Consider the following 18,947-nt stretch of genomic DNA (forward strand, 5'->3'; position numbering starts at 1 on the left):
GGATGGGCATGAAGCCGTCACGAAGGACCACTTTCAGCATTGTCGATCCGAGTGCCCGACGACCGTGATTGGGGCGGGAGCGGTCAAAAACGTCGGGGGCAGGGGCGTCGGGCAGCTCCGCGCCCAAAGTCGGACATTCAGAAGGCCGATCTACCTTCCCGAAAGCGGACGCAAACGGACGGCCCTATATCGGCTCAGCCAGCGGCGGGAAGAAGGACGTTAGCAGAAGGTCAGCTTATCCGTCCGCGCAATGTTGCTTCGGCCTACCGGCGGGAGTCCTTTATCGGCCCGGTACCTAAAAGCGAGCATCCCCCCGGCTTGGTTCGCGATGCCTGGGCTGCAGACGTAGAAACTGAGCTTCGGCTGAGAGATTTTTTCTCATCTGGCTGGCGGGTAGATATCCGACTCAAGAGGCCTTCGCCTGCGGCGGGCGGGGAAGTGACCGAGCGCGCAACGAGAATTTAGCGTTTCAGCGGTAAACTCCGAGGCAGGGCGCTTGTGGGCGTCGGGAGGCACAAATCGCGTGGCGCCGTTTAGAGCAAGAAAATCGAAGGCTGCTGAGACGGATCTCATTGCGCAGATCAGTGAATTTCTTGCGGACCAGCGTCTTGAGGCGACACCGGAAAATTACGCGCTCGCTTATGAGCTGATCACTGAGCCGGAAGGGCTAATTGCTAGGGCGGTTCACCTGATCACGGATACCGGGGTCAGGATCACTCCGACAGACGTGTTCACCCTGATGCGTGACGGAACCAACACGTCCACATCTGGCAATGATGGTCCGTCAGTTGCTGCGCAGGCGATTGCCAAAGTGCAGATGCAAGTCGAAACCTTCGCGGACCTGATCTTTACTCTTCGTACCGAGGCTGCTGACTTCGGGAGAGATTTGGCAGAAAGCACGAAGGCGATGTCGCAGCACGCCCCGCCACCGACCGTAGAGGTCGTTCTCAGGGTAACGGCAGCCATGCTAGAGCGGGTCAAGGTTGCAGAAGCAAAGCTTGATGCTGCCGAGACCGAAGCCCAGCAACTCCGGTGCAAGCTCGAATCAGCGCGCGCAGACGCGCGTACCGATCCTCTCACCAAGCTTCCAAACCGTCGGGCTTTCGAAGAGGCTTTCGAAGAAGCGAAGCCAAATCGCACGTCACGTGCGGTCGCGGTTTGCGACATAGATAGGTTCAAGTCCGTTAATGACCGGTTCGGACATGCGGTAGGAGATCAGGTGCTTCGAGCTGTTGGAGAGACACTCACCAAGGCCTGCACACCACACTTAGTTGCTCGCCATGGAGGTGAGGAGTTCGCGATATTGTTCATCGGCACGTCTCTCGAGGAAGCGTATGTGTTGCTGAACAGTGCCAGGCTTAGCTTGCAAGCAAAGCGTTATATAATGATTGATTCTGATCTGCCGCTAGGCGAAATCACAATCTCTGCCGGGCTGACCACAGTCGTCGGTGATGATGATTGCAGAACCGCGATCGGCAGAGCAGACCATCTTTTGTATGACGCCAAGGAGGCCGGTCGAAATTGCGTACGCTTTAGCCTTGATGACAGGATCTAACCTTGAGCTGGATCAGTAGGTATGGTCGCCGTGTGGAGATGTCACGCGCCGTATAGGCCTGCTTACTGGAAAGTGGGCTGGTTTCCCCTTGTGAAGCAGGTAACCTATCGTCTCGGCGCCCCTGGACCCGGTTGCTCTACACTCGTCAGGGCGGTTGATCCGCATTGCAAGCCATCGCGCACGGTACCAAAGGGGACGCGAGATTGGCCGCGAACGGGAACGCCAGCAACCGGACGCAGCGGGTAGCGGGAGGGCGACAGCGCGCCCATTGCCGACATCCGTGGCTCTTAGAGTGGTCCCTGAGAGCGGAGTTCCTCAGGCCGGAGCCCGCGTTCTCAGCTGGTTCGCCAGCGTCGAAGCGTGGGGGCAGAGAGAGCAGGGCCGGGAAGCCAGAGATCCCCTAACACCGGCCCTCATAAGCGGGCCTTCTGGAGACAGCATGTTGCTCGCGATCCACGCTTTCCGGACCTCTGCGCCTTCACATAAGTTGAAGTCCGAGGCTGCCGACTTCGATCCTCGCGGCTAAGCGGCAGTTGTTCCGAGCGGAAGAGCTACGGGTCGCAGGGCCAGCCTCAGGTTGCTGGGGCTGGCCCACAACATCAACTAACCCCCTGAGGGCTGCTAGGCTGCAAGTCGCTCAGCAATAACAGCGCGATTCCGCCCCTGACGCTTAGCTCTGTAGAGCGCTTCGTCCGCTAGCTCGACAAGGTCCGACCCGCGGCCCATTTCTTCGCTGTAGCCGGCGATGCCAAAGGACATGCTTACGGATGGCAACTCCATATTGCCGGCGCGTGGGCGAAGGTTGGCCACAGCCGATCGCAGGCCTTCGACGCGCGCTGCTATCGCCTCCGCAGTTGCGCCTGGTGCGATGATCGTGAACTCCTCTCCACCATAGCGGCAGACGACGTCCCCATCGCGGAAGTGCTTTTGCATTTCCGCCGCAACGGCGCGGAGTACGACGTCACCAGCGTCGTGCCCATGCTCGTCGTTGAATCGCTTGAAGTGGTCCACGTCGCACATGATGAGCGCCAGAGGCGTCTTGGATCTGGCCGCCCGCGCAATTTCCATGGTCAGCGTCTCGTCGAGATACCGGCGGTTGAAGAGGCTAGTCAGCGGATCCCGAATGGTCTGCTCTCTCAGATCTCTCTGAAGCATGTGGTTGACCAGTGCCGACCCGATCTCGCGGCTCAGCATCGTCATGCGAAACCGCTCGGATGCCGGCAGGAAGTCCGCCAGGTGGATCATGCCGATTACCTCACCGCCTGCGAGCAGAGGTTCGCAGTGTGACTTGGTACCCGATGACACGTGACCGCAAGCGAGCTCTGTGCCGTACGTGTCGTTGATGTGGGGCTTCACCAGCCGAAGACCCCAGCACTGGCCAGGCTCGAACCACTCAGGCAGGTCTCCCGCTGCCCCCCAGGCAGCAATCTGAACGAGCTGGTTCCGGCTGTTGCTGTGCGCATACACGGCACCAGCGGTGCCGGGCAGCAGCTGCGGGACGAAGCAGCAAATGACCTGCGCGAACTCAGCGTCTGAGCGGGAAGCCAGGAGCCGAAGCGACATTGCGTCAAGCCGCTCCACAACGCAGCTCCGCTCCTCGAGCGCTGTCGATCGCTCCTTCAGAGCGGTGTTCGCCAAGTGGAGACGCTCCTCGCTTGCGCGTTGCTGCTCCATCGCGGTGCCGAGGCGGTCCGCCATGTCATTATACCCGCTGGCAATTAGCGAAAACTCAGATGCTCGGATCTTGTGATCATCCATACGCGCGTGAGCATCGCCATGACCGAAGGCGTCCATGGCGTCCAGCATGGCCGCGGTAGGCTTGCGGATCGCCCGCACCATGAAAAGCTTCGAGACCGCGATCAGGAGGATGATGAACGGCACCCCGAACGCAACCGTCCGCCGGTTCGATCTGAACAGCGCTTCAGCTCTTGCACCCCGGGTGGACAGCATGGCCCGTTCGGCCTTCAGCATCTCCTCTTTCCGCGCCTCGACTGCAGCCATGAGACTCTCCGCCTGCCTGCTTCGACCCTGCATTTCGGCCCTGCTCAGAGTCTCGTACTTGCCTGTGTGTAGCTGAGAGAGACCGAAGTGCATGAACTGGATCCGCCGCTCAACAGCTGCTCGCAGTATTTTGGCCCGAGCGTTCTGTCCTGGATTATCAGACGTAATGAGGACCAACTCGTCAAGATCATCCCCGGCGCGGCGAAGAAGGTCGGGGGTGTCGGCGGAGAATGACGGGTCGTCACTGATAATCGATGCGCGGAGTTCTGATTCTGCCCGACGCACGAGGTCCACCGGGCGGGAGGTCCGCTCAAGAACGAGCTGGGTATGCTGAACCCAGCGATACCCGTTTTCCATTTCAGAGGACGAGTCGAAGAGCAGGATGGCAAGCGCCGTGAGAGATAGACCGGTCACGATCCCAACGGCGTAGATCTTTCCCGCGAGCGACCTAAGCATCTTGGTTCCCGTTGCTGAGGCGCGACGTAATTTGAGAAACGTTCGAGGGAGGCCGGCCAGCCGAGCGGCTTTGGCCGAGCTCGGCTTCCAGGTTGTGGACCAGGTTCCCAGCCAGTGTCTTCAGCTCGTCGATTTGAGAGGTTCGCACGTCGTCGATTGCGCTATCGTGCAACACGCACAGGGCACCGACTGCGGCACCCAGTATCACGAGCGGAACACCCGCGTAGAACTGAATATTCGTCGACCCGAGCACGAGTGGGTTGCCCGCGAAGCGCTCATCAGCCGTCGTATCCTGGACAACAAGTGGGTCAGTCGAAAGGATGGTATGACCGCAGAAAGCGGCAGCTCGAGACATTACACTGACCTTGAGCCCCTTACTGACGGCGATCCACTGTCGATCATGGTCGAGAATCGTCATCGCCGCGTAGCGGGTGCCGAAAATGTCAGCGGCACGGTCGACAGCTACCTGGATCTCGAACGTCGATAGATTCTGTCCTACCAACATCTGCACCACATGCTGTCGGCGCGCTTCGTCGGCGGGATAGGGCGCAGGACTGAAGAATCTGGTTGTCACCACTTGCACTTAGACGAAACACTTTGAAGGTTTCTCGCCCGCTGCATCCGGTAAATCACGGAGCATTAGTCGGACCGTTAACGGCTCCTGTCGCGTAAACGCCCGGCGGCAGCACCAGTGGTCTGCCCGCTGAAGGGAACGTCGAACCGTTTCCAAGCGGTGTCGGCGCCAGCGATTTACCTGCGGGCCAGGACGCATCTGTGTAGGGGATGCCGCCCGCCCGGAGGATGAGGGAGGACTGCGCACGAGCGGCATCTACGGCGCTAGCAAAGCCGGCAAGAGACAGCACCCCCGGAGAACCACCATCAGGGAAAGCGCTTATCCGTAGTTGATCAGCGTTCCCCCCGAGAAGCCAAGGGCCGATAACCGACCTGCTTCCCAGGGTGACGCTGTCGGAAACCGAAAGGTCGTGGCGGGCACTGTGCCTCTGTGCAGCATCCTTCGCACGCGCTCTTGCGCATCTAGCCGAGGATGTCCCGTGAAAACACGTAGCTTGGCTTAAATCGAAACATCGAGGACACCTTTTGGAAACATCACTGTATCGGCGGTGCTTGGTGTTCCGTAGATACCCGTCATGCAGCCCAGAGGGGATGCCTTCTTATCACTCGGATAAATCGGCGATGCGCTCCCAGATCTCCGCACGACGTAGGCCGCAGCTTTGTATCTCGACGGCAAGTGCAGGAGCTCTGCGATCGCCACGGCAGCGATTGCTGATGCGAGCATCAGCGCTGACCCTTGTGCTCTTTGTCGCCACGTCCGGTAGTGTGACTGTGCCGGTTTATGAAGCCGTCGCCGCCGGCCGTGCTGCAGGATCGTCAGCAATCGCAGTACTAGGTGCTAGGTCTCCTGGAGCACGAGGGGCGGGTGCAATCAGCACTAAACTCCGTCGCTCCGATGAGGTGGCGCAGAAATTAGGAACAGCCACCGCCGTTGCCGCGGTGCCGCTACCCGCCGCGGCTCAACTCCCGGCCGATACGCCGACGAGCGTTGGCGATCTGGTCAGCGGACAACAAGTGGCAGATGCCTCACTGCCAACCGCTCAGGTTCTTGAGGATATGAGCAACGCAGAAAGCCGCTCCGACGGCTCATCGCCAGTAGCAACTGACGGATTCATATCGATCGGTGGTGGACACGGCAGTGGCGGAAGTGGGTTTGGCGGGAATGGTGGCGGCGCTGGCGTGGGCGGCGGAGGCGGAGGAAATCCGAATAGCGGCGGTGGCGGCTCCACTGGCGCCGGCCCTGCGAAGGGCGGTGGAAGTACCATCGGCGGCGGCGGCATTTCTGGCGGTGGTGGTAACGCCATCGTTGGCGGCGGGAGCACAACCGGTGGAAGCGGAGGGAGCACCATCGGAAGCGGGAGCGACGCGATAGGGGGTGGCAGCTTACCTCCTGGCCAAGGAACCGCAGGCTCTGGCAGTTGGACCGGCGATGTGGTTCACCCGGATGTGGGTCTTATCGTGCGTGGCGGAAGCTCGGCTGGCGTTGGAGACACCGCCGGCGGGATGCTTGGAAAGCCATCTGGCCTTAATCCCCAGCTCGGGTCCACGGGTCCAGCGCCGCAGCAGGTTTCGCCTGTTCCAGAACCGAGTACCTGGGCGCTGCTGCTGATCGCCTTCGGTTTTCTCGGGTGTCGACTGCGTCGTCTTCGCGACTCTGCTGAACGCGCTGCCTCAATCCACGCGTAAGAGCCCGCGAGGCCTAAGTTCTTGTCCCTAATTGGCCGTCAGAACGGATTCTGTGAAATTCCGGCTCCGATGAGTGCGCAACCTCTCGGGATCGCAGCGCTGTGTCGGTCACCCCCTGACCGTTGGCGCGGCCAATGGAGAGCCCGCTACGTCGTGTGGCGGGCTCTTCTAGCTTGAGGTAAATTTGGCTTTTGCGCTCATGGCGGGTGACAGTCTGGATCCGTCGCCTCCCGCTGACGGCTGACAGGGCGCGCGCGGTTAAAACCGCCGGCCAAGGAGCAGGGGTAAGCCAGGCTGCTGCGCGCCCAAAGTCGGACATCCAAGGAGGCGATTGACCTCCCCAAAAGCGGACGCAGCCGTACAGCCGAGCCCCGTCGGCGGCTAAAATTGGTGGGAAGCCGACATGACTGCTTTTTTTTGGGGAAGACATAGGCATAGCTGCCGTTGAGCCAGCTCCGGCTTGCGGCTCCTCCCGACCAGACCAAGCTATTCGGCGGCGTTATTGCGAACGTCCGGACCCGACAGCAGCCGCCTTGCAACGCGATGTTTGCTCTGGGTGCGTTTGCAAACTGACCGCGCCCGACATCGGGACGAGATTTTCGCCCAAGCCGGCGACGGCGCGCACGCGAGTAAACGTGCCCAGCAGAACCGGCACCGTTTCTGCAGTCTGGAAAATGCCATCAGGCGGCGGTCGCTCGCTTGAGACGCCGCCCTGCCTCGCTCCAGTCGATCACCCTCATATAGGCATCGACATAGGCCGCCGCCTTGGCGCCATAATCGATCGCATAGGCATGCTCGTACATGTCGAGGGCGAGGAGCGGCGTGCCGTCTGCGAGCGTCATGGTGTGATCGGCTGCCCATTGGTTGACGAGGCGGGCGTCACGGTGGCTCCAGGTGAGGAGTACCCAGCCGGAGCCGCCGCCAAGCGCCTTGCCCATGCTGGAAAATTCGGCGGCCCAGCGATCGAAGCTGCCGAAACTACGCTTGATCTCCGCGCCCAGCGCCGGTGTCGGCGCACCAGTGCGTCCGAACCCGGCGAAATAGAGTTCGTGCAGGATCATCGAGTTCCACGCGATCAGCTCCTCGCGCTTCAAGCCATTTAGCGTGAAAACCGACGCCTCGGCCGGATCGAGCGCGGCGAACTCGGCGGTGATTGCGCCGAGGCGTTTCACCGCCCCGACATAGTTGTTGTCGTGGTGGCTGACGAGCAGCTTCTCGGACAGGCCCGGCACGCGCCTGGGATCGAAGGGAAGGTCCTTTGGCGTGAACGTGGCCTTAGGCGGGGTGTTCTGTGCGAGAGCTGGCATGGCGAGCGCAGCGGCGCCTGCCGCCACGCCGACGCTGATCGCAGTACGCCGATCGATATTCGTCATTGGATACCTCCGAGAAGATAGAGCGCTAGGCTCGCAGCCGAGGTCGCGAAAAGCGTCGTGATTACGCCGGCGCGCATCTGAAAGATGGCGTAAGCCGCGCCAACCGAGAGCACGAAGGCGGCGGGGTCGATGCTGGTCAGCACCGGCACGTCGAAGTGGAAAGGCCCGGTCGCGATCAGCCGGGTCGACCGAAACAGTGTGTGCAGCGCGAACCAGATGGCGAGGTTGAGCACCACGCCCACAACCGCGGCAGTGATCGCCGACAAGGCGCCTGACACGGCTGCATTTCCACGCAGCCGCTCGATGAACGGTGCACCAAGGAAAATCCACAGAAAGCAAGGCGTGAAGGTGACCCAGGTGGCGAGCAAGCCACCGAGTGTCGCCGCAATCAACGGATCGATGCCTCCCGCATCGCGATAGGCGCCGAGGAAGCCGACGAACTGCAGCACCATGATCAGCGGGCCGGGCGTCGTCTCGGCCATGCCGAGCCCATCCAGCATCTCGCGCGGTTGCAGCCAGCCATAGCTTTCGACCGCCTCTTGAGCGACATAGGCGAGCACTGCATAGGCGCCGCCAAACGTCACCGTCGCCATGGTCGAGAAGAAGGTGGCGATCCGGCTGAACACATTGTCGGGTCCGAGCGCGATCAGCAGCACCGCCACCGGAACGAGCCAAAGGGTCAGCCAGATAATGGCCGTCCGCAGGGTTTCGCGCCAGGTCGGGCTGGCGTGCGCCGGCAGCTCTTCACCGAGCAATGTGTCGGCGTCCGCGACATGGGCGCCTTTCGATGCGCCATGTCCGCCACCTCCGGCAAAGGCAGCCGAGCCGGCCCGGCTGGCAAGCCAACCGATCACGCCGGCGCCGAGCACGATAATCGGGAACGGCACCCCCATGAAGAAGATGAGCACGAAGGCGGCGGCGGCCAGTACGCGCGAAGCGTTGGACTTGAGGGCCCGGCTGCCGATCCGGACGACCGCCTGGAGCACGACCGCGAGAACAGCTGCCTTGAGGCCGAAGAAAATCGCGGAGACGATACCGACCTTGCCGTAAAGGACGTAGATCCAGCTGAGCGCCATGATCGCGACGGCGCCGGGCAGGACGAACAGAACGCCGGCGACGATGCCGCCTTCGTCTTGTGCATTAGCCAGCCGATATAGGTGGCGAGCTGCTGCGCCTCCGGTCCGGGCAGAAGCATGCAATAGTTAAGCGCGTGCAGAAACCGCTGCTCGCCGATCCAGCGCTTCTCATCTACGAGGATGCGATGCATGACCGCGATCTGTCCGGCGGGACCGCCGAACGACAGCATGGCGATACGCAGCCAAACCCAAAATGCCTCGGCAAGCGTCACCGGGCTCGGGCGAGTCACGGCGGGGGCGCTGTCCATAGCCGCGGCGCTCACGACCGTGCCTCCTTGGGCGTGTGGGACGTCCAACCGTGCGTCTCGCTGCGGGCGTCACGACACCAGCGGTAAAGCGCATCATAGAACGGCATGCCGGCCTCGAGCTGATCGAGGTCATCCCCATGCATGCGCGAGAGACCAAGCGAGAAGGCAAGCAGGCCCGCCGCTTCTGGCACAAGATCCGGCTTGCCCGTATCGGCACCACGCACGATCAAGGAGAGATACTTGAGCCCGGCGAAAGCGCTCAGGGCAAACTCCTCGACCATGAGGTCGAAGGTGCAGTGCTCGCCGCGGTGGCTCCAGAACACGTCGTCATGCGCGACGTCGAAGGGTGTGGCGTCGATCTCGCGGGCAACAGTCAGCACGTCGGATGCGGGGGCGAACAGGAAGCGCGCCTGCGGATCGACGAAGCGACGGATCAGCCACGGGCAGGCGATGCGATCGACCTTGGGCCGCGACCGGGTCACCCAGACCGTGCGGCCTTGGCCGTCGCGGCGTGGCAGCTTCGTACTATTGATGAGCGGCAGCCCAGCCGTCCGCCATGCGCTCAGCCCCCCTTCCAGCACGTCCGCGGCGACGCCTTCGGTGCGCAGCCATGCGGCGGTTGCTTGCGCCGCAGAAACGCCGTCTTCATCGACAACTACTGCGGTGCCAGCCACGGTCGCTGACCAGCTCTCGACAGCTTTGGGCCGGAGGCGGAGCGAACTTGGGATCAATGAGGTTTCATCCGCCGCGCGGACATCGATAATGACAGGCGATGTGGGCGTACCGATGAGGCGCGCCAGCTTATCTGGGGCGATATGATTTAACGAGGGCATAATGCGTCCTTGGGTAACCACGTTTAGGACGCGATGCTTCGGCTGACGCCTCGTGGGGAGACCGCCATCCCCATGCTGCTTATAAGCACTTCGCGTAGCTGACTGTCAAAGGGTCATTGTCGACCTTCGTCTGCTTTCGGGCAAAATCTTGCTATCAATCAACGACCGAGATTGGGGGGAGCGGTCGAAGCGGCGGGAGAGCAGGTGGGGGCAGGTCGGCGCCCAAAGTCGGGCATTCAGGGGGCCGATCGGCCTTCCTGAAAGCGGACGCAAACGGCGGGCCCTCAATCCTTGCGGTCGGCGGCTGGAAGTGGGTGGGAAGCGGACATAGGGCTGGCGCTCACGATGCGCGGCAAGCGGACCGCACAGGGTGAAGGATTACCGCGCCATCCTGCATCGCTCGCAGGGGATTGCCTTTGATTTCAACGTCAGGCGTCGGTGGATAGGCAATAAGTTCGCCAGATGAAGCTGCTCTCAATTTGACCGACCGCCCAATTAAATACTTCCAGGGCGACTGATCAAGATTGGGTGTCACGTAATCCCGTGAACATTTTGCCATGCGAATTGTGATGGTTGATCCGCTAGCGGGATATTGACCCGAATAGCTGAGGCCAGGCTCCACCCGCGCGTCACGCCCCTCAACAACGACGTTCATGTTTTCGTCGGTAGCGTTGAGGATCTCTAGGCGCAAATAGGCATCACACCCAGCAGTCGATGCACAGAGGCAAAGCCCAAGCAGCGTCCAATTTGCAACCCTCATGCCGCTCTTGTGGCGGCCAATGCGAATGACCGCAACTGGGGCGGGAGCGGTCGAAGCGGCGGGAGGGCAGGAGGGGCCACTCGGCGCCCACTTTCAGCCGTTGGGAGGCGCTTGAGAACTTCCCAGAAGCGGACATGGCGAGGCTCTGTTTCGCAATCGTTTGGTCCGCCGAAGGGGAAGGGGGCCGCGGTTGCGCTCCTCGCTTATCGTCGTCCGCCGGCATCCAGGAGCGGCCTTTGAACGCTCACTGCCCGGCGCGGTGCGAAGTCGGCTTGAGGCCGCCTGAACCCGTCTATCGTGGCGCTTCGATGACCCGTCCGATCCCCTGCGCATGGAGCATGCCCTGCGGGATAGCGGGCTGCACGAGGTGCGGGTCGAAGAGATCGAGGCGGAGTGGAAGGGCGTCGCCGGACCGGCCTATCTCGACGCGCTTCGCGAGCTCCATGGATAAACGCCGGCCTGTGCGGCGCTGCAGCCCGACATTTTCGGAGACGTCACCGATGGTGACGAACCGCACCTTGCTACCTGTGTCGATCTTCTTCGAGCTGATTTCTTCGACAGGGGTGGTGGCCAGGAGCGTGTTCATCGGCATCAACCGAGCAGAGCTGGCGGTCGGAGTGGCCGCGAGATCTTGAGCGGACGCAGCAATGCCGGTGGCGGCCCGCAGGCCGCAAACGAGTAGTTGAATCATATAGCCCCCAAGTTGAGCGCGGATGCGCCCTTTCACTTAAACAACAAGCTGCGGGGGAGCTAAGTCGTTTCGCAAGCGTGCGTGTCTCATAAGCATCCAGAAAAACCCGTATGACAATCCCGGCTGCGGACCGCGTTGGCTCGACCGACTACTCGCAAGGAATCATACGGCGGATGACTGGGCTCGGCTGTCAGCGGCATTGGAGGCCCTGGCAGAGTGCGCCGGCATTCGGGTCGTCGCAGCGAAGTGCGCTTGACATGTAAGAAATCACAACTCGCAATGAGACGCTGAGGAACAGGCGCATGCGGAAATGGTTCAACACAATTAACCAACATATTGCCGCGCCACGAGTTGCTGCGTTGCATCATTTTGGTTTAGCTCGCATTCGTCGGCACCATGTCCATTGTGGACCCGAGGAGACTTCGCAATGAGCGCAGATGACGGCGCAGCTGGTCAGGAGATCATCAAAAACGTCGAGCTAGCCCTTGGAGATGGATCTACCGTCTCAGTGTACCTCCAGGGCCGGAATGAGCCGGTCTCAGTGGTGCGAGTGCACCGCGCCCCGCTCACTGTCCGCTTAGAGGGCACCGGCAACGCGGTGCATGATGTGACCTACAGCTCCGTGGTGGGAGCGAAGTACTCTCCTCGGGCGCTTCGTGTCGTAGACGGCCTAGCGTAGACTGCGTGCTGAGCGGTGGCTGGTATCGCTCTCATAATGAGCAGTTGCGAAGCGCGGCATAAAAGGTTTGAACGTTCAATAGCTTGCCTGCTATGTGCAAGATCCATACTCTTCTCACGATGACGAAGCACCTACACCAGCTCGCCGCGCGTGATTCCGATTTTCTGAAGGTATTAGCAGGCCGCACGAGAATCTTGCTTCTCTGGGAGCTTTACGAAGGCGAGAAGTCAGTTGGCGATGTCGCTAAGGCAATCAACATCCAAGAGACGGCCGCTTCGCAGCAGCTGGGCATCCTCAAGGCTGCGGGCCTCGTCTCGACCCGCCGCGAGGGGCAGAGAATCTACTATTCGTTGGTGAACGAAGATGCCCGACAGCTACTTACTGCCGTTCGAGAGGTGACGATGAAAACAGAGGTAGGGGCGGTAGAGTAGGGCGAGATTGCCACCCCGCGCCTCGATTCCAGGACTGTTAGCCCAAAGAGGGGATATGTGGCCGATTTGGACAGCGGCCGCGGTGATCATCAGCGGCGCGCAGCACCTCACTGGCCAGGGCCTGGGTCTCACGCATCAAGCTCGACAACTTACGAACCCAATCCGCCAGCTCCGGATCCTCCACATCACGAGCCAGGGCCTCAAGCTGTGCCAGCCGGGCAGTGATGTCCGTTAGGGTTGCAGTTCGATAGTCGGTCATGCGCTGCCTTCAGCCCGAACGATCCCGCAAAGCTTCAAACGACGCACCAAATTAAAAAGGGCGACCCCGAAAGCAGGGCCGCCCTCTTTCAAATCACGCAGATTGCGCCTTAGGCGTACGTGACCTTCACGCTGCGACGGCGACGCACAGCTGCACCAGCCATGCCAGCACCTGCGATCAGCATGCCCCAAGCTGCCGGCTCGGGCACGCCCGACGGGGGCGACGCGAAGGTGAAGCCACCAGAAACAGCGGCGTTTGCGCCACCGGTCTGGGTAAAGGCGAAGGTGAGCGACGACGCACCAGCAGCATAGCCGCTGAGCGAGCCGGTCGGGGTGAAGGTCCCGAGGGCATAGAGGTTCACGACGTTGGTGTCCGTCGCGACCGAGATCACCTTGCCGGTGTAAGAACCGAAGGCGCTCGAGAACGACAGGACCGAGCCCGCGGTCGCCGTCACGGGCGAGAGGTTGAAAAACGTAAAGAGCGGCACGGGCGACAGTTCACCGCTCGTGTTGGAGACGGCACCGATGACGGACGAGAACGTGCTGCCGGCGCCGATCGTCGCCGTGCTGCTAGTCACGCCGAAGAGCGCGCCAGCAAAGCTGCCGTTGATGGTGGTGGCCGCCGACGCGGTGGCGGGAGCTACGATCGCTGCCGTAGTGGCCGCGAGCAACGCGAGAACACGAGTGCGCATACATTCCCCTACTTTGGTTAAAAACCGGTTAATGCCGGCAGTTGAGCACTCTCTAGAAGTCCACGACTTGTCAAACGCAAATTGTTGCAGTTGCGAGATGCAGCTGTCCCACTTTCGCTATCCGCCTTAGATTCCTTTGAATTTTTTTTTCTTGGGGAATCTTCAGTCATGCGAAGGTTATGATGGTCAAACGTTTGCGATTTTAGGATTTTTTTGTGCGAAGGTTGTCAACTCCTGTGGACACCCGCCAGTTCCAACCTTATCTAGTTGCTGCCGTCCCCTCCCGTGCGCAATCGGGCCCTAAAATCGAAGTGATTCGTTCCCTCGATTGGGGGCGGCAACCCTCTCTTTTGCATGTAGCTGATGGCGCGGACCCGATTTGGCGTGCGATGAGGTCGTCTCAAAGTCGGGCGATTGAGGCAGCTTAGCCGGGTTGCCTTCTAAATCGGCAAGGGTAAGAAATCGCCTGTCACTCCTTCTCGGACGCACTCGATCCACACCTCCGAGTGCGTAAGCCGACGGGTCTGCTGAGAAGGAGTGGCACTCTTAAAGCTGCTTCTGCGCCAGCGTTGTGGATGGATGCGCGTTCGGCCCTTGGTCCGCTTTCGTGAGGGTCCCCCGGTTTCTCATCCATCCTGGACGTGAGTATCCGGCGTTCATGAGGGTCCCCCGGTTTCTCATCCAGTTTGGGCGTGAGTATCCGGCGTTCATGAGGGTCCCCCGGTTTCTCATCCAGTTTGGGCGTGAGTATCCGGCGTTCATTCGGCGGCGATCTTGGCCGCGACGGCAGCATATTCGACCGGCGTCAGTCAGCCAAGCGATGTATGAGGACGGCTCTCGTTATAGTCGCGGCGCCAATGTCGTAAGTTACCGGAGGGACACACGCGCACTGCCTTTCCGCCGTTGCATACGTATTCACTCGGCACGCAGCTTGCTGCCCTGACTGCGAACGGGTCAGAGGTCCTTTGCAGTCACCCGGACAGGCTGAACGAAACTCGGGCCTTCTCGATCGATAATGCGCCGTGCCACTTTCTCGACCAGCTGCCTGTTACCCGCCAGCGTAGGCCTCGTGACGTACTTGCCGGAGGAGGCGCTGCTCAATCGCAGTAGCGCGCGGACTTCCACCTCGACATCGACAGACCGGTTGAGGGCCTCGTGATCGTACGACCAGGCCGGCTGGTGGAGGGGCATCTGAAAGGTGACGGTGCCGGCGCTCAGCCGATGGACGTCGGATCCGTTCATTTCTCTTCCAGATTCCAGCGAGTGGCGACGTCATCGATTGTCCGAAACGCCAAATCCTCAAGCCCGTCGGGAACCTCAACGCAAACGTCCCAATCGTGCGCGAAGGGCCAGTGCGGGCCCGCCAAGAATGGTCGCCGGAAATCGAGGTCGAGATCCTCATCATGCGTGCTCAGGCTGGCGGCAACCCGCTCCAGCTCCTCGCGGATTTCATCTGCACTGTGCTGCGATCTGCTCAAAGCCCGAACCCCGGCTGACGGTGATCGAGCCTCAATTGGCTAACCCCTGATCATGATCGATATCGTGCTTTTACTAGTTGGCCTCGGTTCGCCGCAAACGTTCTCCTGCACCGTCACCCGCGCCCATGATGGGGACGGACCGATTTGGTGCGCCGAGGGGCCGAAGGTCGCATTGCCGGCGTCCAGGCCCCCGACTTTGCATCCGCTGAACCTTGCCGCCAGCGGCGCGCTGAGTACGTCTGCAGCGACGCGCGGGCCCGAGCGAGCCAGCGAACCCTGTCCGCGCTCGTCCTCCGCCACCGGCTGACCTGCCAGGCGCTTGAGCCCAGCTACAGCTGCATCGTCGCGCGCTGCCGCCTACCGGACGGCCGCGACCTTTCCTGCGCGGTGCTGGCGGCCGGAGCTGCGACGCGCTGGGAATGGTACTGGCCTAGGTACCGCCTGGGCACCTGCCCCTCACCCCTCGTTCGAGGGCATCTCCCGGAGACGTCGCACCACGAGCGAGTCAATTTCTTCGCCTTCCAGACGGAATCCAGTGGCGGTCGTGATCGTCAGACGCGAGCGTTCCTCCTCGGGAAAGTCGAGATACCTGTCCAACATCTCCGCGAGGGTCCCGTTCGCGATATCGTCGCCCATCGAGAAGGGCCAGCCGCCCAGCTCGTCGAAGATGATGGTTCGCGAAAGCTCCGCTTTAAGGCTCCAGAAGAGGCCACCCATGCTCGATCGCTCCGAGTTGCATAGCATCTGCGCGCCCGACTGGATGAAGGTCGTATCGCGCCTCCTCCTTGCTCCACAGGTTAGCGCAAGAACTTCAAACAGAGAAGCCCACCGCTCGCGCCGCCACAACATGGCGCCTTGCGGCTCGCTAAGCAGAAGGCGGTCGCTCCCGCTGACGACGCTCGGTACGATATTCAAACTCGACCCCATCCAAGTGAAAGCCACCATCGACCGTTGAACCGCGCCGGGTTTGCCGGAGGCCATTGGATGTTAGTCACGCCGCCATATCAATCTGCTCAGCGGCAGCATAGTAGTTCGCTTCAGCTTCGGCAGGCGGGATGTAGCCGATGGGCTCGCGGAGCCGGCGATGGTTGAACCAGTCGACCCATTCGAGGGTGGCGTATTCGACGGCTTCGAAGCTGCGCCATGGCCCGCGTTGATGGATGACCTCAGCCTTGTACAGGCCGTTGATCGTCTCGGCCAAGGCATTGTCATAGCTGTCTCCGACGCTGCCGACGGAGGGCTCGATACCTGCTTCTGCGAGGCGTTTGGTGCCTTTGATGGACACGTACTGGCTGCCGCGGTCCGAGTGGTGGACAAGGCCAGGACCTCGCGCAGGACGACGATCGTGCAGCGCCTGCTCGAGCCGACCGCCTGGTCGGCTCCATCCTTCTGGCAACATGGGGATGGTAGGTGGATGGGGCGATCGGCAGTACCCGGCAGATCGGCTCGACCCCGTACACCGCGCGGTGCGCGTCGATGAACGACACCATCACTTCGCTCGGCGGTTGAGATCCGCCATCGCAAAATAGGCGGACGCCTGGCGAAGGATCTCGTTCGCCTGACGCAGTTCGCGATTGTCGCGCTCCAAGGCTTTCATCCGCTCCGCGACGTCACTCGGCACACCACCGCGCATGCCGCTGTCCACCTCGGCTTTCTTCACCCATTCGTTGAGCGTCTGCCCGGAACAGCCGGTTTTCGCCGCGATCGATACTACCGCCGCCCACCGCGACAGGTTATCCTTCTCGTGTTCCAGCACCATCCGAACCGCGCGGGCGCGCACCTTAGGCGAGAACCTGTTCGTCGTCTTGCTCGTCATTGACCCTTCCTCTCAGGAGTTGGGGCCTCCGACAAACCCGGCGCGGTTCATATGTCCGCTTTCGCATTTTTCGGCCTGAAAGCGGCCTGACCGCTTACGGCCCATTAGCAGTCGCGGTGAATGCGTCTGAGAAGAACACCTCACGAGTGTAGGTTGGGCTCATCCGATGGGAGGCTGCTAAGCCATTCAGCGATAGCGGATTCCCGCCAGCCCATGCAGCGGGTGCTAATCCGGATGTTCTTCGGGAAGGTGCCGGCTTCCATCTTTCGGTAGAGGGTGGAGCGGGTCAGGCCGGTGCGTGCGAGCACGGTCTTGATCCGGAGAATGCGATCTGGTGGGTCGGGTTGCATCTGCATTGCTATCACCTTGTATCGTTTGGGGATTGGTGGAGCGCTTCGGGGGAAGTCTGAGCCGGGTGGCTAGTCGGGAAAAGAGCCTCGTTGGGGCCAAATGGGGCCACTTGGGGACTCCGGCCCCTGTCGGCGAACAGGCAACACCTGAGTTTCAATGCGGGTGTGCCAGGGCGTCTCACGTCTTTGGCGTGACTGCGCTCGCACGTCGCTTTGCGACGCCGAGTCGGCCTTGCCGTCTCGGCCCTTCGGGTTTTGATCGCGGACGTGGAGCCGATCCTGCGGATCGGCGACCGGCAGGTGCCGGCAGCGGAACGCGGGTGCGGTGCGCGCGCTGGCGCCCGCCTGCGGCGACACCAGGGCGCGCGTGTTGTTGGTGCCCGCGTGGCACACTTGCCCGGGCAGGAGGCACGGGCGGCGGCTGGCGCACGTGCTGGCGCGCGTACGCCGCCCGCGAGGCCTGCCCGGGTTGCAAGGGTGCGGTTCTTGGTCCGCGCGCCGGTGGCGCCCGGCAGCGCGAATGCGCTGACAGGATGGTCGCCGCGCGGATGCGCGGCGGCGTTGGTGCGCCGGCACGCGGGAAAGGGCGGGGGGAGCGTCGCTCGCCTTTAGTCCTGCCGCGGCATGCCGCAAGCCGGGCGGTGCCCGGCTCCTCCACGTTGTTTCGGCCTTCGGTGCAGCCTGCCTCTGACGGCGGGACTGTCGGTTCGCTCCTGCCGCTCCCCCCGCCCTTCCGGCGCCGGTTGCGGTGTTTTGGAAGGAGAAGGGACCATGGGTTTTGGACACGAGAACCGGGCGAGCCTCTATGCCGAGGTGACGGGACGGGTGATTGCCGAACTGGAACAGGGGCGGCTGCCCTGGGTGCAGCCTTGGGATGCTGCGGCGTGCGGCTGTGCAATGCCAGCCAATGCGGTGACCGGGCGGCGCTATTCCGGGATCAATGTGCTGATCCTTTGGGCTGCCGTTATCGAGGGGCGGTATGGCTCGCAGCGGTGGCTGACCTTTCGGCAAGCGCAGGCGGCGGGCGGAAGCGTGCGGCGCGGCGAGCGGGGGACGACGATCTGCTATGCGGATCGCTTCACCCCAAAGGACGAGGCCGAGCGGGCGCGGGACGAGGATCGCGAGGCGCGGCAGCTGGCGTTTCTGAAGCGGTTCACAGTGTTCAATGTCGACCAGTGCGAGGGGCTGCCCGAGAGGCTGACACTGGTGGCGCAGGGCGAGCCGGTGGCGGAGGCAGACCGCATGCCCGCCGCACATGCGCTGATGGAAGCATGTGGGGCTGATATCCGGATCGGGGGCGGTGAAGCCTATTACAGCCCCGGCGGCGACTATGTTGCGGTGCCGCCGCAGCTGGCATTTTACGACCGTATCAACTGGTATCGCACCGTGCTGCACGAGCTGGGGCACTGGACCGGGCATGGCTCCCGCCTGGACCGTGACCAGTCCGGCGCATTCGGCAGCGCTGCCTACGCCCGCGAGGAGCTGGTTGCCGAGATGGCCAGCGCGTTCACCTGCGCGTCGCTGGCGATCCGGCCGACGGTGCGGCACGCTGATTATATCGGCAGCTGGCTGGCGGTGTTGCGCGAGGACGAGAAGGCGATCTTCCGGGCGGCGAGTGCTGCCAGCAAGGCGGCCGATTACCTGCTCGGCTTCGCGTCGGACGGGGAGGCAGGGCAATGATGCGCTGGCTTCGCCTGCGGCGGATGCGCCGCGCCTTTCATGCGCTCCCGGAGCGGGACCGGGCAATCTTTGGATCGGTGCGGTTCGACGATTTGGACTACATAGAAACGGCCAGGCGGCATGGCTGCACGGTGGAAGAGGTGGAGCAAACCGTTGCCCGCGTGCTGATCGCGCTCGACCGCGCTGCACGGGGCAAATGACCATGACCCAGGCGGCACCTCGCCCGGCGGCGCTGGGCGAGGTGTACGCCG

17 protein-coding genes, 2 pseudogenes and 1 other annotated feature are annotated in these 18,947 nt (G+C 62.1%); of the genes and pseudogenes, 5 read left to right on the forward strand and 14 right to left on the reverse strand.

Annotation, left to right across the window (positions count from 1 at the left end; genetic code table 11):
* Window positions 1-523: 523 nt before the first annotated feature.
* Complete coding sequence (locus ABIC65_RS22080) at window positions 524-1,555, forward strand: GGDEF domain-containing protein (protein WP_354311667.1); 1,032 nt, start codon at window positions 524-526, stop codon at window positions 1,553-1,555.
* A gap of 621 nt (window positions 1,556-2,176) precedes the next feature.
* Here the strand turns inward: ABIC65_RS22080 and ABIC65_RS22085 are convergent.
* Together ABIC65_RS22085 and ABIC65_RS22090 are read right to left on the reverse strand one after the other, a co-directional pair.
* Window positions 2,177-4,012 (reverse strand): sensor domain-containing diguanylate cyclase, encoded by a 1,836-nt coding sequence (locus tag ABIC65_RS22085; protein ID WP_354311668.1) that lies wholly within the window; start codon window positions 4,010-4,012, stop codon window positions 2,177-2,179.
* The gene (locus tag ABIC65_RS22090) at window positions 4,005-4,586 is read right to left on the reverse strand and encodes a GAF domain-containing protein (RefSeq protein ID WP_354311669.1); all 582 of its coding nucleotides are present in this window, start codon (window positions 4,584-4,586) and stop codon (window positions 4,005-4,007) included. The genes ABIC65_RS22085 and ABIC65_RS22090 overlap by 8 nt, the downstream gene beginning before the upstream one ends.
* A 1,502-nt stretch (window positions 4,587-6,088) precedes the next feature.
* Here ABIC65_RS22090 and ABIC65_RS22095 point away from each other — a divergent pair.
* Window positions 6,089-6,271 (forward strand): PEP-CTERM sorting domain-containing protein, encoded by a 183-nt coding sequence (locus tag ABIC65_RS22095; RefSeq protein ID WP_354311707.1) that lies wholly within the window; start codon window positions 6,089-6,091, stop codon window positions 6,269-6,271.
* 680 nt (window positions 6,272-6,951) lie between these two features.
* Here ABIC65_RS22095 and ABIC65_RS22100 read toward each other — a convergent pair.
* From ABIC65_RS22100 to ABIC65_RS22120, 5 genes and pseudogenes are all read right to left on the reverse strand, one after another.
* Window positions 6,952-7,644 (reverse strand): superoxide dismutase, encoded by a 693-nt coding sequence (locus tag ABIC65_RS22100; RefSeq protein WP_354311670.1) that lies wholly within the window; start codon window positions 7,642-7,644, stop codon window positions 6,952-6,954.
* Window positions 7,641-9,028 (reverse strand): annotated as a pseudogene (gene chrA / locus ABIC65_RS22105) (chromate efflux transporter). Before chrA ends, ABIC65_RS22100 begins: the two are co-directional and overlap by 4 nt.
* An 11-nt stretch (window positions 9,029-9,039) precedes the next feature.
* A complete protein-coding gene (locus ABIC65_RS22110; protein ID WP_354311672.1) occupies window positions 9,040-9,861 on the reverse strand; it encodes a sulfurtransferase/chromate resistance protein in 822 nt (273 codons plus the stop codon).
* 340 nt (window positions 9,862-10,201) lie between these two features.
* Window positions 10,202-10,516: a hypothetical protein gene (locus ABIC65_RS22115; RefSeq protein ID WP_354311673.1), complete on the reverse strand. Its 315-nt coding sequence runs from the start codon at window positions 10,514-10,516 to the stop codon at window positions 10,202-10,204.
* 397 nt (window positions 10,517-10,913) lie between these two features.
* Complete coding sequence (locus ABIC65_RS22120) at window positions 10,914-11,312, reverse strand: hypothetical protein (protein WP_354311674.1); 399 nt, start codon at window positions 11,310-11,312, stop codon at window positions 10,914-10,916.
* A gap of 798 nt (window positions 11,313-12,110) precedes the next feature.
* Between ABIC65_RS22120 and ABIC65_RS22125 the strand changes: the two genes are divergently transcribed.
* A complete protein-coding gene (locus ABIC65_RS22125) occupies window positions 12,111-12,422 on the forward strand; it encodes an ArsR/SmtB family transcription factor (RefSeq protein ID WP_354311675.1) in 312 nt (103 codons plus the stop codon).
* 37 nt (window positions 12,423-12,459) lie between these two features.
* On the opposite strand, the gene ABIC65_RS22130 is transcribed toward ABIC65_RS22125, so the two are convergent.
* From ABIC65_RS22130 to ABIC65_RS22160, 7 genes and pseudogenes are all read right to left on the reverse strand, one after another.
* Window positions 12,460-12,681, reverse strand: coding sequence for a hypothetical protein (locus ABIC65_RS22130; protein ID WP_354311676.1), 222 nt, complete (start codon window positions 12,679-12,681; stop codon window positions 12,460-12,462).
* A gap of 109 nt (window positions 12,682-12,790) precedes the next feature.
* The gene (locus ABIC65_RS22135; protein WP_354311677.1) at window positions 12,791-13,372 is read right to left on the reverse strand and encodes a PEPxxWA-CTERM sorting domain-containing protein; all 582 of its coding nucleotides are present in this window, start codon (window positions 13,370-13,372) and stop codon (window positions 12,791-12,793) included.
* A 954-nt stretch (window positions 13,373-14,326) separates the two neighbouring features.
* Window positions 14,327-14,614, reverse strand: a complete 288-nt coding sequence (locus ABIC65_RS22140) for a hypothetical protein (RefSeq protein ID WP_354311679.1) — start codon at window positions 14,612-14,614, stop codon at window positions 14,327-14,329.
* On the reverse strand, window positions 14,611-14,850 hold the full coding sequence (locus ABIC65_RS22145) for a hypothetical protein (RefSeq protein ID WP_354311680.1): 240 nt from the start codon (window positions 14,848-14,850) through the stop codon (window positions 14,611-14,613). The genes ABIC65_RS22140 and ABIC65_RS22145 overlap by 4 nt, the downstream gene beginning before the upstream one ends.
* 456 nt (window positions 14,851-15,306) lie before the next feature.
* Window positions 15,307-15,567, reverse strand: coding sequence for a hypothetical protein (locus ABIC65_RS22150; protein ID WP_354311681.1), 261 nt, complete (start codon window positions 15,565-15,567; stop codon window positions 15,307-15,309).
* Window positions 15,568-15,841: 274 nt separating this feature from the next.
* Window positions 15,842-16,666 (reverse strand): annotated as a pseudogene (locus ABIC65_RS22155) (integrase core domain-containing protein).
* Window positions 16,266-16,382: a sequence feature (AL1L pseudoknot), on the reverse strand. (Overlaps the previous pseudogene by 117 nt.)
* A 140-nt stretch (window positions 16,667-16,806) precedes the next feature.
* A complete protein-coding gene (locus ABIC65_RS22160) occupies window positions 16,807-17,016 on the reverse strand; it encodes a helix-turn-helix transcriptional regulator (protein WP_354311709.1) in 210 nt (69 codons plus the stop codon).
* A gap of 771 nt (window positions 17,017-17,787) precedes the next feature.
* On the opposite strand from ABIC65_RS22160, the gene ABIC65_RS22165 reads away from it, so the two are divergent.
* Both ABIC65_RS22165 and ABIC65_RS22170 read left to right on the forward strand, forming a co-directional pair.
* Window positions 17,788-18,696: an ArdC family protein gene (locus ABIC65_RS22165; RefSeq protein WP_354311682.1), complete on the forward strand. Its 909-nt coding sequence runs from the start codon at window positions 17,788-17,790 to the stop codon at window positions 18,694-18,696.
* Window positions 18,693-18,896: a sigma factor-like helix-turn-helix DNA-binding protein gene (locus ABIC65_RS22170; protein ID WP_354311683.1), complete on the forward strand. Its 204-nt coding sequence runs from the start codon at window positions 18,693-18,695 to the stop codon at window positions 18,894-18,896. The genes ABIC65_RS22165 and ABIC65_RS22170 overlap by 4 nt, the downstream gene beginning before the upstream one ends.
* The last annotated feature ends 51 nt before the right edge of the window (window positions 18,897-18,947 follow it).

The organism is Sphingomonas trueperi (assembly GCF_040545665.1).
GTDB classification, from domain to species: domain Bacteria; phylum Pseudomonadota; class Alphaproteobacteria; order Sphingomonadales; family Sphingomonadaceae; genus Sphingomonas; species Sphingomonas trueperi_B.